This window comes from Paenibacillus sp. GCM10012306 (assembly GCF_042649265.1).
GTDB lineage: Bacteria > Bacillota > Bacilli > Paenibacillales > Paenibacillaceae > Paenibacillus_AQ.
In genome coordinates this window covers 377,715-391,769 of the sequence record NZ_JBHRYW010000004.1, presented here as the reverse complement: position 1 = coordinate 391,769, position 14,055 = coordinate 377,715, and the positions used below count along the sequence as shown (strand labels likewise).

General features: G+C 47.3%; 10 protein-coding genes. All 10 read right to left on the bottom strand.

The features are described from left to right. Positions 1-97: 97 nt before the first annotated feature. Complete coding sequence (locus ACFORK_RS12515; protein WP_379199244.1) at positions 98-4,006, bottom strand: S-layer homology domain-containing protein; 3,909 nt, start codon at positions 4,004-4,006, stop codon at positions 98-100. A gap of 191 nt (positions 4,007-4,197) precedes the next feature. Further along, positions 4,198-5,325: a glycosyltransferase family 4 protein gene (locus tag ACFORK_RS12510; protein WP_379199242.1), complete on the bottom strand. Its 1,128-nt coding sequence runs from the start codon at positions 5,323-5,325 to the stop codon at positions 4,198-4,200. A gap of 113 nt (positions 5,326-5,438) precedes the next feature. Further along, positions 5,439-6,197 carry a WecB/TagA/CpsF family glycosyltransferase gene (locus ACFORK_RS12505; protein WP_379199240.1) on the bottom strand — a complete coding sequence of 253 codons (759 nt, stop codon included), beginning with the start codon at positions 6,195-6,197 and terminating at the stop codon, positions 5,439-5,441. Between the two features lie 6 nt (positions 6,198-6,203). Beyond that, the gene (gene csaB, locus ACFORK_RS12500; RefSeq protein ID WP_379199238.1) at positions 6,204-7,403 is read right to left on the bottom strand and encodes a polysaccharide pyruvyl transferase CsaB; all 1,200 of its coding nucleotides are present in this window, start codon (positions 7,401-7,403) and stop codon (positions 6,204-6,206) included. Beyond that, the gene (locus ACFORK_RS12495) at positions 7,379-9,442 is read right to left on the bottom strand and encodes a DUF5693 family protein (protein WP_379199236.1); all 2,064 of its coding nucleotides are present in this window, start codon (positions 9,440-9,442) and stop codon (positions 7,379-7,381) included. The genes csaB and ACFORK_RS12495 overlap by 25 nt, the downstream gene beginning before the upstream one ends. Positions 9,443-9,622: 180 nt before the next feature. After that, entirely contained in the window at positions 9,623-11,341 is a 1,719-nt protein-coding gene (locus ACFORK_RS12490) for a phospho-sugar mutase (RefSeq protein WP_379199234.1), read from the bottom strand. Between the two features lie 37 nt (positions 11,342-11,378). Continuing rightward, a complete protein-coding gene (gene fabZ, locus ACFORK_RS12485; protein ID WP_379199232.1) occupies positions 11,379-11,801 on the bottom strand; it encodes a 3-hydroxyacyl-ACP dehydratase FabZ in 423 nt (140 codons plus the stop codon). A 296-nt stretch (positions 11,802-12,097) separates the two neighbouring features. After that, entirely contained in the window at positions 12,098-12,325 is a 228-nt protein-coding gene (locus ACFORK_RS12480) for a DNA-directed RNA polymerase subunit beta (protein WP_379199230.1), read from the bottom strand. A gap of 8 nt (positions 12,326-12,333) precedes the next feature. Next, entirely contained in the window at positions 12,334-13,155 is an 822-nt protein-coding gene (locus ACFORK_RS12475; RefSeq protein ID WP_379199228.1) for a flagellar hook-basal body protein, read from the bottom strand. A 12-nt stretch (positions 13,156-13,167) separates the two neighbouring features. Beyond that, positions 13,168-14,043, bottom strand: coding sequence for a flagellar hook-basal body protein (locus ACFORK_RS12470; RefSeq protein ID WP_379199226.1), 876 nt, complete (start codon positions 14,041-14,043; stop codon positions 13,168-13,170). Positions 14,044-14,055 lie beyond the last annotated feature (12 nt).

Sequence of the window (14,055 nt, the reverse complement as noted above, 5' to 3'; positions counted from 1 at the left end):
TAAACAATAAAACGGAGGGTGAGTACTCAACCCTCCGCATTGAAATTATGCATTTAGCCCTGCTAAGAACACGTATAAGTTCAAAGCCTATTTTTATCTAACTTAGGTTTTTAGGGAAGATATTGCTGCTCTTCTTCAATAATTCAACCAGGATTTTACCTGCTTCTGCTCTTGTCATGTTGGATTTAGGATTGAAGTTGAACGTAGCCTTCTTCTGTCCAGGTGTATTCACTGCTGCCCCGTTCATAATTTTAGCCGCCGATACCGCCTGAATGGCCGGCAAGGCGTATGAATCGATTTTCCCGGAGTCGATAAATGATTTCGCTACAGCATCTTTTAACTTTTGATCATTAGCAGGCAATTTTAGTTTCAGCGCTCTGGCGATCATTACAGCTGCCTGTTCTCTTGTAATCGGCTGATCCGGTCCAAACACACCGTCTGTAAGTCCAGTAACAATTCCTGCCCTTGCAGCAGTCTCAATGTGTGCGTAGTCCCAGGTAATAGAGCTGGCACCAGGAACTAGGTCGGCATAGGTCTTCTTATCATCATAATTGAGCGGAAGGTTCATGCCTTTAACCAGAAGGGTTGCGAACTCTCCTCTTGTTGTCTGATCATCCGTACCAAATTGCTCGAAGCGAAGGTTATTCATAAAACCTTTGGCATACAAGGCATTTAGAATATTACGGGCCCATTGGTGATTAGTTACATCATTATAGCCACGATTCATCTTCATAACCATGTAGTAGCCAAACTCGTCAAACGGAACACTAATGGTATGTTTCTTGGCGTCAACGGTTCCGCCAATGTTCTCCCATTCCCGTTTGTCGTTATATTTAAATACCGTAACAATATTCCCTGCTTCTTCTACCACATTAGGGTCATAAGCCAAAGTCAATGTTCCCCGTTTAGAAGGGGTAATTCGGCGCTCAAGCGGAATCTGCGGGTCACCGAACAATCCGTCCACAGAATATGGAGCTAAGCCGTTTGTTGCAGGAATGTGCCCTGCAGTCGAGGTCGTCCCAAGCTCACCTAATCCTCCACTGATCCAGTAAACATCAGAAATACGTCCAAAGTTATTGGTTTTGAAAGTAGAACTGAAGCGAAGGGTGAACTCGTCCGGTATTTTCCATATTGGAATTCCGCTGTCCTCAAAGTTTTGCGGGAACCCGATTACGTTGCCATAATCATTTCTCCGTTCGACGATGCCTGTGTTCGGCTCGGCAATCCCGAACCGAAGCTTGGTATCAGGATAAAACTTGGTTAAGTTTCGCGTATCTGTACTCTGCATGACTGTGCCCTTAGGGAAAGATAGCTCCAGTCCTTTGTTAAACACACTATATTTGTCTGCTACTTTAGGAGCCATATACTGCGCGTCTACACCTACTGTACCTGTGTAGTAGATGTCAATGGTATCTGTACTCGTTGCACTACCACGGACAATCTGAATTTTGATCTTGTTCGATTTGTCTTGCTTGAGGCCTACATAATCCAGTACAAATCTGTTAGTCCCGAGATCAGGACGTTTCACAGCAGATTCCTTATCAATAATGATGTCCGTTGCACCTTCAGCCTCGATATCAAAATGAACGAAGTTCTTGTTCACGATATATTGAGTGCCGACAGAAGGCTGTGGCGAAAGAATACGATATGCGCTCACGCCCCTTACGATCTCCAGACGTTGGCTTGTTTTAGCGCCTGTACTATTAATGAGCTCCAGTGTGTATACATAGGTTCCTGGTGCGTCATTGGTGAGATCCTGAATACGCATAATAAAGTCTCTCTGGCTGCCAGCAAAATTATAGGTATATGTCTTGTCAGCAAACTGAACGGTTTCTTTATCCGAATCGCTTCGGGTTGCAGGGAGGTCTACAGAAAGGATATTCTTAGTCCCCATATTTAGATTCATCTTCACTGCGCCGCTTCCTCTTAGCACCAGGTCATACGTTTTCAGGCTAGTATCATATTTATTGTCTTTGAAAATAAAATCAGGCGTCAAATTAAACAGCTTGGAAATCGCCTGGTCTGTTGATAAGAAATCTCTGACCGGGAAATCAGGTCTTCCCACACCTACCGCAGGTTGAAATTTACTAATAGTAGAAACATTCTCATCTACAATGTAGATTCGTAGTTCCTTACGTACTTCCCGGGTTTGCCCCTGAGTGTCAACACCCGTCCCGGTAAAGGTAATTTTATTTTCTCCATATACTAATGGACCTTTTGCAGCATCAACTGTCAGTGTAATACTAAATTTCCCAGTTTCTTTATTGATCCAATCTTTAGTAGCGGCGTCTTTAGTAGACCCAACTTTTATTCCGTTAACAAATGCCTCAGCAACAAAGTAATCACTTTTCAGATTATCGAAGTCAATATACTGTCCTTCTACTTTAAAGGTTTTACTCGCTTCTGAATTAATGTTATAGGTCTGACCATCCGCAAGATTAGCTACATAGATGTAGTTCTTGGATGCAAAGGAAATCGTGGCATCCTTATAGGCGCTGGAACCTTTTAAATTAAAACGAACCGTCTGATTACCATTTTGAAAATCACTTATTTTATAGATATACTCTGTGTCAGACTTCGCAATAAGTTTCACTGGATTCAGTGCTTTGGTGGACAGTGGTAAATAGCTTGCTTCCAGTGTTTCGTCGCTAGGTTTGCTATTCGTTTTTACCAAAATATAAAACTCACCTGAGCTGACCTTTGAACCGTTTAAAGGTACACCTGGAGGTACCACTCCAGTTCCATTATATCCGGGCAAAAGCCTCAGATCTGTAATAACGGTTTTGCCCTTCATATACTGAAAATCAACAGAACGATTTACGGTTTTAGTTCCGTAAGCAATTGAAAGGCTATGAACTTGATCCTGCAATCGATTAGGTGGCGTCGCTGTATCCTTCTTCAGGGTTAGCGGAACACTGAAAGTGACAAGACGGTAAGAAGGTGAATCCTTCTTCGGAGCCGGGACCAAGATCTCAGAGCCTTGTGTCAAAGTCAGCTTCCCACTGCTGTCAATTTCTATTCCACCACCAAAATTTGGTGAAAGCGTGGTGTCGTTAAGTTTAACTACCCCATTAGTTTGAAAAGCGTTACCCGCATCCTGTACCATCATCTGAACAAACAATTTGGCTGTGTCGTTATCTTCAACGAAGACGGGCTGGTCCTTGCTCAGTAAATCCTGAACATGGTCGTTTGAATCCCCCAGATACAAGGCAACTATCGGACTCTTATCATCAAAATAAAAAATGCTGTACTGAAATGTTAAAGTATCCGAACCATTTTGTACCACTAATTTTAAATTATTCACTCCAGGATTAAGCTCCATGCGTTGGGAGAAGAAAGTCCCATCTTGAAGAAGTGAAGTACCGAGAGGACTTCCACCATTGATGGACACGGTTATCTTGGAAGCGTTCTGCGCCTTTCCTTCCAGAGTGATCTCCTTGGTGGCCACTACCAACTGAGCGCCCTCATTCAAGTCGAGCTTGTCCGATCCTCCGAGAACCTGAAGCTTCTCTACATAAGGAACCTTATCAAATAATACATAAAATGATTCCGAACGGTCATTGTTTCCTTGTGAGCCGGTAAATGTAATCCGGTTGATCCCCGGATACAACGTTACATTAGCCTTAAAGCGATTGTCAGGACTTTCGTTGTCGATCTGAACGACACCTGGCATCACATGAGTCGCATCGTCAACCCATTTATTATTTTGCTGATCCCAATTCAAAAGTTGAACGTTAGCGCCCAGCGTCGAGCCGGTCACCTTGGTGAAAGTACCTGTAACTAACAAATTGGAATCTGTTACTTGTAATACATTCGTTCTAGAAATTTGTTTTGCACCAGATAACATCGTCAAATCAACTGTATTCCGCAACACCGTATCATCTGGCGTAAAGTAGCTTGTAGGCTTAAGGACAGGATCTGCTGCAAAAGCAGTATTCGCAAGTCCCACTGGGAACAAGGATACTAGCAAAGCTGACAGAAGCATCCATACCAATGTCTTTCTCATGCGCTGCATGTCATTAATCTCTCCCTTTTGATGATATTACTTATTTTATCGGTCCTACTGAGGTTAAATTGAAGGAAAATGGCTCAATAAGTAGATAAAATGATTCTCCATTGCGTTTATGTAAAAAGCCCATCCTGAAATGGACGGGCTTTAACGGTACTGTATATTTAGACGAGCTATCACAGTATTGATTACATTTTCGATCCTCGTTCTTGTGTTACCTTTAACCGCAAACGGGCTAGCATAGTAAGCAGCGGACGTTTGGTCTTACCCACCAACCCGATGATTTCAGCGCCGATCTGCAGGAAGAACAACATAATACAGATGACGACGAAGGTAACCCAATTCGCCTCATACAGAGCTGCGGAAGACTGGATAACTGCCAGAATTCCGAAGAACGTGGCAATACCGTAGATGATCATCACCGTCTGGCGATGGCTGAACCCAAGTTCACGCAAGCAGTGATGCAGATGGCCTTTGTCTGGAGCGAAGATCGGCTTCTTCTGCAGCTTCCGCCGCACAATGGCGAAGAAGGTATCCGATAGTGGCACTCCGATGATCAATAGCGGGGTAATGAACGAGACGACAGCAATCTGCTTAAATCCAAGCAGGGCCAGAAGCGCCAGGCTGAAGCCCAGGAACAAGGAACCCGTATCTCCCATAAAAATCTTAGCCGGATGGAAATTAAAGAACAGGAAACCAACAATACTACCTAGGAGCAGCAGGCACAGCAGTGCAACCATAATATTACCCATAATAAAAGCCATTGCAGCAATGGTAGCTATCGCAATTCCGGATACACCAGCTGCGAGCCCGTCCAATCCATCAATCAGATTCACGGCATTGGTTACCCCTACAATCCAGAAAATGGTCAGCGGAATAGCAATCCAGCTTTCCAATGAGGAATACGTATTATTAAAAGGAATGTTTACAAAGTCAACAGTAATTCCGAAGCCGAATACAACGATACAGGCTGCGGCAATCTGGCCCAGTAGCTTCACCTTTGCCGATAGTTCAAAACGGTCATCCAATCCTCCAAGAAGAACGATCAGTCCGCCGCCACTCAGCAATGCTTTGATGAAGTTGGCCTCCCGCGTAGTAAATTCATACGGTATGAACGGTGATACGGCAAGCAAGCCTACCACAAACGCCAGAAAAATACCTAACCCGCCAAGGCGAGGCATAATCTTCGTATGCACTTTACGGGCATTCGGTACATCCGTTGCACCAATTTTGATGGCCAACTTCTTCACGAGCGGTGTCAGTAACAACGCTAGGCCCATACACACGATAAATCCGGCGATGTATATGATTAACATTTGATCAGTCAACCCCCATTTCTCTACCGCATTGAATTATACGCTGTTCCAAAAAAGAATTCCAATTCCGTTTCTAGGCTAATTATCCTACTTTATCGGCGAAAATCATCATTTTACTCCACTTTTGTTACTTTATCTTTCTCACGCACCACTTTTATTGCGAATTTCGGCAGGGCAAGCATTCTTTTGTAACGGGTAGGCTCTTTGAGCAGACGGTATAGCCACTCGATACGCATCTTCTGGAAAGCCACCGGCGCTCGGCGGCTTTTACCGGAAATGACGTCAAAGCTTCCCCCAACTCCCATCATGATCGGAACGGCTAGCCTTGATTTGTACTTGGCAATCCAAGGTTCCTGACTGTCTGCGCCACGGGCGACAAACAACATGTCCGGAGCGGCTTCGACAATGTCAGCAATAACGCCGTCGTCTTCGGCGAGGCCAAAGAATCCATCACGGTAACCCACGATGACAATTCCCGGAAATTTCGATTTCAACCGGGTTGCAGTCTCCTGAATTACTTCAGGAGTTGATCCCAGAAGATATACTTTCCAGTTATATTTTTCCCCAGCATGTAGCAATTCATGTAACAAGTCAAAACCCGCGACACGCTCAGCTACAGGCTGATGACAATAATTAGCTGCCCATACCACGCCTGTACCATCAGGCACAACCAATTCAGCTGATTGCATGATCTTCATATAGGCCGGATCATCCAATGCTGCCATAACCATAATTGGATTGGCGGTAATAACCTGATGCGGCTTGCGGGTATGCACAACCTCAGTCAAATAGGAGACCGTTGCGGTCATGTCTACTTTGGATACCCGAATACCGAAAATAGGGACTGTAGGTATCACACTATCTGCTTTCACTCTATATCACCCTTTGCGGTGTAAATATTCTGCAATATGCCGAGCCGGCGACTCAGCATCACTGACCAAAGAAGCAATAAGCGACTCCCGTTCCGTCCTCCAGACGCTTCCATTCTTTAAAAGCTCAAGAACCTGGGCAGCCAACTTTTCGCTATCCAGCGTAGCCGTTGCGCCCACAGGCTGGCAATTGATTCTATTCAGAAAATGATCGATCTTGGGATCATAGGAGATACCAATCAGCGGCACACGTCTGCCTGCTGCGTAGATTAGGCTGTGCAGCCGCATTCCGAGCAACACATCACACTCTTCAACCTCACGCAACATTTGCAATGGATGGAGCGCATCCTCACAAATACTGATTTTACTTTCCTTCGATACCGCTTCTTTAAGCTGATCCATGACATAACGGGAGGCTTCATTGTCAGATGGATGGTGGAACGGCAGGAATTTGAAATGCAGCGGTGTTTTTTCAGCGACCTTCAGCAAGCCATCCGCAATCGCCTTCAGCTCCGCACGATTCGCTTCCCAGTAACGCACCGATATTCCGACTACCGGTAAAGAAACATCGTTTCCTACATCGGCATCTTCAGTGTAGACAGAGTTCGTCTTAGCATTAGCAAAGTTAAGCTTTGCTGTCGTTACGGCATCAGCCTTCCCGTCTTGTCCATTAGGTAAAGACAGTCCCATAACCGGGTCTGGCACAACCTCAACAGTTTTCCCTCCAAGCCCCATACTGTGCAGAAGCTGGCGGGACTGCTCGTCCCGCACAGAAATATAAGCACATTTGCGAAAAACCGATTTGATCAAAGGATGGAACAACTTGCGATTAACCGGGCCAATGCCTTGGGCATAAATAAAGGTCGGCTTCCCCATCCACTGAGCAAGCTTGATAATGCCCAGGTAATAAGGAATTGTCTTACTGCCAGTCACATCCTGGAGCAAACTTCCGCCACCACTGATGAGGCCAGAGCTTTCCGCTATTGCCTTCCGTACCTCTTTCAGCTTCATCCGATGTACGGATTTCACTCCATAATTGGCCGTCGTCCACTCAGGATCAATCGACAAAACGACAGGTTCAATAGATACTCCAGCGGCTGCCGACTGCTTCTGCAATGCATTCAGAATGGATTGCAGAACAGCTTCATCCCCGCTATTTTGGAAACCGTAATAACCCGAAATGACTATCGTTTGAGGAGTGGCGACCATCTTTTCCAACACCTTTCCCCGATCTGCCAAACAACAACAGCGATAATCCCAATGATCAAGCCGAGTCCAAGACCAAGCAGACCACGAATCAGCGAGATCAGAGCCGGTGAATGGATGTGTGCAAAGGTATCAACCATTGAGAGCTGTGCAATAACAGCCACAATCATCACGAAGGCTGCATTCCGATATTTAAAGGCCAGGAATGCCCCTAGAATAAACAACGGGTGCCCGAGCATAAACTCCTTATTCCGTGGACGGACACCTACAGTGTTCTCCAGGAATGTACGGAATACCTTCTCGATCGGCGTTACACTGCCGCTGTTACCGGTACGGCTCAAGTAATACATACCGATAATTCCAATTACTCCGGCTGCGATTACCCATAATAGCGTGATCGGTGTCCGCAGCAGCTTACCTGTTTTGTTAAAGGCAAACTCTCCCCGATATAGGAGCACGTACAACGCCACGAGTCCGATTGGTGCAACATGCAGCAAGCTAACCCCGCGGAACTGATTCAAGACGAGGCTGTAGGTAATGTTGTTAAGCAAAGCTATCATGAACGGCACCGCACTCAGAGAAATCAGCGCTGTCTTCACATATAAGACCAGACTGTGTGTCAGACGCCGCTGAGGACTCATTACAACAAAGGTGCTGCTATTCTTGCTTAATTTACTTCCAGCTTCGCTGCTGCGAACTGGAGGTCCCATTTGATTGATTTTACGGATGGCAAGCACGGTAGCTACAGTTGGCGCACTAATAGCCGCCGCTAGCGCCAAGGCCTGCTCAAATAGTTCAGGACGCAAAAGTCTCAGCCCCGCCCCTGCAATTAGCCCCAGTACCCAGACAGGGAGTGTAAGCCATGGAACAAAGTAAGAGACCATCAAAGCTACCAATGCCAAGGCGCCAACCACTGCCACCAGCTTGAAGTAACGCTGATAAGGCGAGTGCTGAACATCAAACGCTGTAGCTTGTCCCAACGTAAAACCATTATCCTTGATCTTGTCGACTGCGCCCCCAGGCTCGCTAAGGCTCTTAATCAGATTATCCAACGTATCCGAGATCTGAGCCTTGGACGTATCTCTTGTGGCGATCGTGTTCAAATACAGCATGCGAATATTGCGGTCCTTGGTAGCCAATGCGAACCGATCCGCAATAACATCGGGCTTTAGGGAGGAATCCGCCTCACTCAGGGAATACAGCCGTGTTACATTGTAATCGAGCATATAAGCAAGCTTATTGAAACCCTTCTGCTGTTTCTTTATATTCTCAATGGCTGCAATTCCAATCCCACGTTCCTTGAGAAGATTAGCGAAGGCTGTGAGACTATGCAATTCCTCGTCATCCTTAAATCCTTTGACAGATTCCCCTTCAAAAAGAATCCGTTTTACGCCAAGGTCTGCATAATGGTCCAGCATCTTTTTCACGGATGCTTCATTGTACGGTAAGGAATCTACAAACCGGGGTACGATGTTGAATCCCTTGGCATGCAGCATATCCAGCGTAATCGGGTCCGGCTGAATAGGCTTCATCGTAGCATTCTCAATCGGAGTCTCGATAATGAGCCCTTCTTGACCGCGGAAGCTCCAATCTCTTGTAGCAATACCCAGTTCCGCGAACTTGTCACGTAGCAGAGGTGCTAGCGCATCATGATTCTTTGCACTTGTAAAAAGAACATACGTATAGTTTTGATTTTCAGGGATAATCGTATCCGTCAGGTTGGCGATATCTGCCGCCCCCCACATCATCAAACGACGGGCCCGGCGAAAATCATCCAACGTACTTTCATAGATAGCCATGCTTTGCACGCCAGCTTCCTTCAGGCGATCCAGCTGTTCCGAAATATAATCCTGCGGGTTTGATCGGTAGCTGGAGACTTGCACCAGATCCCGATAATCAAATACCAATTCTACCGTCTTCGATGATTTCTCCGTCACCAGCCGATCGTAAACAACAGGCAGGGCAGCTACAAGGCCGACCACAACTATTATCCACAGCCACTTTCTCGAAGATATATTCCATCGCTGCCATTTTTGCTGCACCAAAGTACCTCCTCTTTCACTTAAAAGACCTTTCTTCACAAATCAAAAGCCCGGCGTACCGGGCAAAGCATCCTGGAGGCTTAAGCATAACAGCACCTGTTATCCGGCCCAAGCCCCCGCTTCACCACATTATACCCGGGCTTTGATCACCAGGAGAAATCCAATTTCTTGTTTTATTTCCTATTTGCCATCGACACGAGCCATAACCTGCTGGGACAGAGCCGCTATCTTATCCTTAGCATTCTGCAGCGATTGACCCCGCACTGCAAAATAAACTTTGATTTTTGGCTCTGTGCCGGAAGGACGCAGACAGAACCATGAACCGTCAGCCAGCATATATTTAAGAACGTTTTCCTTCGGCAGTCCGTTCAGACCGAGAGAGAAATCGAGAATTTCACTGACAGCCGAGCCAGCAATTTCTTGCGGCGGGTTGCTGCGCCAGTCGCTCATAATTCCCTGGATTTGTGCTACGCCATCTTTCCCTTTCAAAGTGCGTGATTCCAGACTTTCCAGGAAGTAGCCAAACTGCTCGTACAGCTCTTGAAGGACATCGTACAATGTTTTACCTTGTGCTTTATAGTAAGCCCCAGCCTCAGCGATTAGCATAGCCGCCAGCACTGCGTCCTTGTCGCGAGCATAGTTGCCGGCCAGATATCCATAGCTTTCTTCATAGCCGAACAGGTAAGTGTACTCGCCGGATGCTTCGAACTGGGTCATTTTTTCACCAATATATTTGAAGCCTGTTAATGTATTGAAAATAGTCGCGCCATAGTGAGCGGCAACAGCAGCTCCCATTTCACTCGTTACAACGGTTTTGACCACTGCACCATTCTTAGGAAGCTTGCCCTGCTCCTGCAGGCGGCTCAGATAATAGTGAATCATAAGTGCACCGGACTGGTTGCCGGACAGCACGACGAACTTGCCTTCGTTGTCACGCACTACAGCACCCATGCGGTCTGCGTCAGGGTCTGTTCCGATCAGCAGATCGGCATTCAGTTCTTCACCCAGCTTGATTGCCAATGTAAAGGCTTCGCGCTCCTCCGGATTCGGCGATTTCACTGTACTGAACTCGGCGTCCGGTTGCTCCTGCTCTGGCACTACATGCACTTGCGTGAATCCGATTTTCTCCAATACCTGGCGAACAGGATGGTTACCTGTACCATGCAGCGGCGTGTATACGATTTTGAAATCACGGCCAAGCTTCGCTGCAATCTCCTCACGCGCTACACTAACCGCAGCGACGGTATCGGTGAATGCCTCGTCTTCCTTCTCACCCAGCCAATGCAGTAATCCCTGACTCTCGGCCTCTTCTTGAGAAATACGTTTTACGGCATCGAAGGAATCTACCCCCATTATGTAGGAAATGACCTTCTCCGCTTCATGCGGGACGAGCTGTCCGCCTTCAGAATTATATACCTTATAGCCATTATATTCAGGAGGGTTATGACTCGCCGTAATCACTACACCGCCGGTTGCTTTCAAGTAGCGAACACTGAAAGACAGCTGTGGAGTAGAACGCAGTGAAGGATATAAGTAGGCTTCAATCCCGTTGCCTGCCAGCACAAGTGCAGTCTCAAGGGAAAACTCCGGCGAGAAATGGCGGGAATCATGAGCGATCACGACAGAAGGACGGCCTTCTCCAGTGTGCTGCTCCAAGATATACTCAGCGAAGCCTTGAGTCGCTCTGCCTACTGTGTAACGGTTAATCCGATTACTACCTGCACCAATAACGCCGCGCAGACCGCCAGTACCAAATTCCAGATCTCTGTAGAAACGTTCCTCAAGCTCCTGTGGGTCATTCTCCAGCGCACGCAGCTCCGCCTTAGTAGATTCGTCCACCGAAGGGTCTTGTAACCAGTGTTCTAGCGTTTCTGCAGCTTTCGGGCTTAATTGGGTCATATGAATCTCTCCTTGTCCATATATCATTTATAGGGTATCAATTCAATGCAAACATGATTTCTCCGGATGCAACAACCTTGCCGTCCACTTTTGCTGTGGCCTGTCCCTTGCCAATACTTCCCTTCAAGCGGGTAATTTCCACCTCAAGCACCAGGGTATCACCTGGAACCACCTGACCGCGGAAGCGGAAGCCGTCAAGCCCGGCCAAAAAGCCGATCTTGCCACGATTAGCTTCAACACCCAAGATTGCCACTGCGCCCACTTGAGCCAGCGCCTCGGTGATCAGCACACCTGGCATAACAGGATATCCGGGAAAATGACCTGCAAAGAAAGGTTCATTCACCGTTACATTTTTGATGCCAACTGCACGTTTGCCCATTTCTATTTCGGTAATTTTGTCCACCAGCAGAAATGGAGGCCGGTGGGGGATAATTTCTTGAATTTCATTAACATTCAACATTATGACAAAACTCCTTTCGGATGTACCGCGTGTTTACAGTAGCTTGCTGCTACAGCTTTGCACTTAAGTCATACTTTCTTAAGCCAGACTGCATAAACTCAGTCTGCTTCGGCAAAAACTATATTATCCTTCACCACCTGCAGAAGTGGAGGTTCAGATAAGGGGCTTTCTCCACCGTACGCGGCAGCCTGGCGGAGAGGGCCCTTTTTGTCGACTTAGTCCCCCATCATTATACATTTTTCAGTATAAAAAAGAAAACTCCCTTGTCAACAAGGGAGTTCCCGTGAGTGCCCCGGTCAGGGAGCAAAAACCAGATCATAGACATGCTTCCATGTGCTCCACTGCAGCACATCGCTGAATTCTTTTTTACCTAGTACAACATACCCGGCAACCAGGCCGCCTGCAAGGGCAGCCACCAGCAGCAATGGAATCAGAAACCACTGGATAATGGTCCACTTCCGCACGCCCCGCTTCTTCACCGGTGTACGATCTTCTTCCTGCTTATCGTGATTCTGACGACTCATTACTTCACCTACCCACGCATGTTATTGGCCAGGCCAAGCATCTGGTCACTGGAGGTCAGGGCCCGGGCAGCCAGCTGGTACGTGCGCTGAATCTGCATCAGTTCAGTCATTTCCTTGCTGAGGTCCACATTGGATTGCTCCAGCCAGCCGGAGCGCACCCCAACGGCCGATGCCCCATTTGCTGCCGGCTCCACAAAAGCCTGCTGTGCTGTGATGCCATCTGCTAATTTATAATAGCTGCCATCGATAGCTTGCAGTGCGTCCTTGCTCCGCGGCTCAGCAATCATGATTCGCGGGCCCTCCGTCACAGGACCATCTTCCCGCTGCTTGGTAAGCACTCGTCCTGTCTCGTCAATCGCTGCAATAACGTTAGCAGACACCGTAAGCGGATTTCCCTGTGTGTCTAATACAGAATGACCCTGATTGTCCACTAGTAGCATGTTCGCCGCATTATTGATATCCGGGGTAAAATGAAAATCACCCAAGCGTGTATATACCGTATCTCCGTTCACCTGAATACCAAATACTCCGTTTCCTTGAAGAGCCAGATCTGTCGGTTTCCCCGTCTCCTTCAAGGGACCTTCTTCCCAATCGTTTGCCACCTGGGATAAACGCACGCCAAACCCCATGTTGAAGCCAAGCGGTGTATTCCGTCCCGGCTGATTAAAATCAGGCGACTGCTGTTGTACACGGGTTAATACATCCTCAAAGGAGCCTTTTCTGGCTTTGTAACCAACCGTATCCACATTTGCGACGTTATCAGCAATAATATCCAGACGCTTCTGGAGACTGGACATGGAGACCGCTGCACTGATCGTTGAGTTATTCATGAATCAACCCTCCTATACCCTGCCAACTTCATTAACAGCCTTCTGCAGGCTGCTGTCATAGAACTGGATAACCTTCTGATTCGCTTCATATGCCCGGTAAGCCGCGTTCAGATCTACAGTCACCTGAGTTGCATCCACATTGGAGTTCTCCAGAAAGCCCTGACGAACCTTCAGGTTATCTTCATTATTCGCGAACCGGATACCCGCAGTATTGACATCCTCAGCATGAAATACACCGTTACCATCACGCACCAATTCCTGGGGCTTGGTGATCACACTGATGCCAATCTTCGTTCCCGAGGGCTGCCCTGTCTCAGGATCCAGCAAATTCCCCTGCCCGTCCACTTTAAGGTTGTCCTGCGGTTCTGTCAAGACCAGCGGGTTGCCTTGATCATCCAGCACCTTGAACCCGCCTGCACTAAGTACATTGCCTGTCGGAGTGACCGTGAAGCTTCCGTTGCGTGTATATAAATTGTTGCCGTCATTATCCTGTACAGTAAAAAAGGCTTGGGGGCGGTAAATTACCTCTCCCTGGGGACTGGTATACTTGCCTGATCCGTCAAACGTAATATTCTCGCCTGTAACGGGGTCTACGACCTGTAAATTCGTGTCCAGTGCAAAATCGACCGGTTTGCCGCTCTCAATCAGATCACCCTGCAAATATTGGGAAATGGATTGCTCTGCAAATACACCTGTGTTGATCCGTCCGATCGGCTTCGTCACGCCATTATTCATGGCGGAAATCAGCGCTTCAGGAAACGCATGGCTGACACTGTCAACCTGCTTGTACCCCGTTGTATTCAAGTTGGCGATATTCTGCGTTGCCGTATCATGCCGGCGCTGTTGCGTAACCATGCCGGCGGCAGCCGTGTACAGTCCTCTTAGCATTAAAGGATGTCC

Excerpts from the sequence above, each read along its gene's own strand:
- ACFORK_RS12515 (WP_379199244.1), bottom strand. The coding sequence starts at position 4,006 with ATGAGAAAGACATTGGTATGGATGCTTCTGTCAGCTTTGCTAGTATCC.
- fabZ (WP_379199232.1), bottom strand. The coding sequence starts at position 11,801 with ATGTTGAATGTTAATGAAATTCAAGAAATTATCCCCCACCGGCCTCCA.
- csaB (WP_379199238.1), bottom strand. The coding sequence starts at position 7,403 with ATGGTCGCCACTCCTCAAACGATAGTCATTTCGGGTTATTACGGTTTC.
- ACFORK_RS12510 (WP_379199242.1), bottom strand. The coding sequence starts at position 5,325 with ATGTTAATCATATACATCGCCGGATTTATCGTGTGTATGGGCCTAGCG.
- ACFORK_RS12480 (WP_379199230.1), bottom strand. The coding sequence starts at position 12,325 with ATGAGTCGTCAGAATCACGATAAGCAGGAAGAAGATCGTACACCGGTG.
- ACFORK_RS12475 (WP_379199228.1), bottom strand. The coding sequence starts at position 13,155 with ATGAATAACTCAACGATCAGTGCAGCGGTCTCCATGTCCAGTCTCCAG.
- ACFORK_RS12490 (WP_379199234.1), bottom strand. The coding sequence starts at position 11,341 with ATGACCCAATTAAGCCCGAAAGCTGCAGAAACGCTAGAACACTGGTTA.
- ACFORK_RS12470 (WP_379199226.1), bottom strand. The coding sequence starts at position 14,043 with ATGCTAAGAGGACTGTACACGGCTGCCGCCGGCATGGTTACGCAACAG.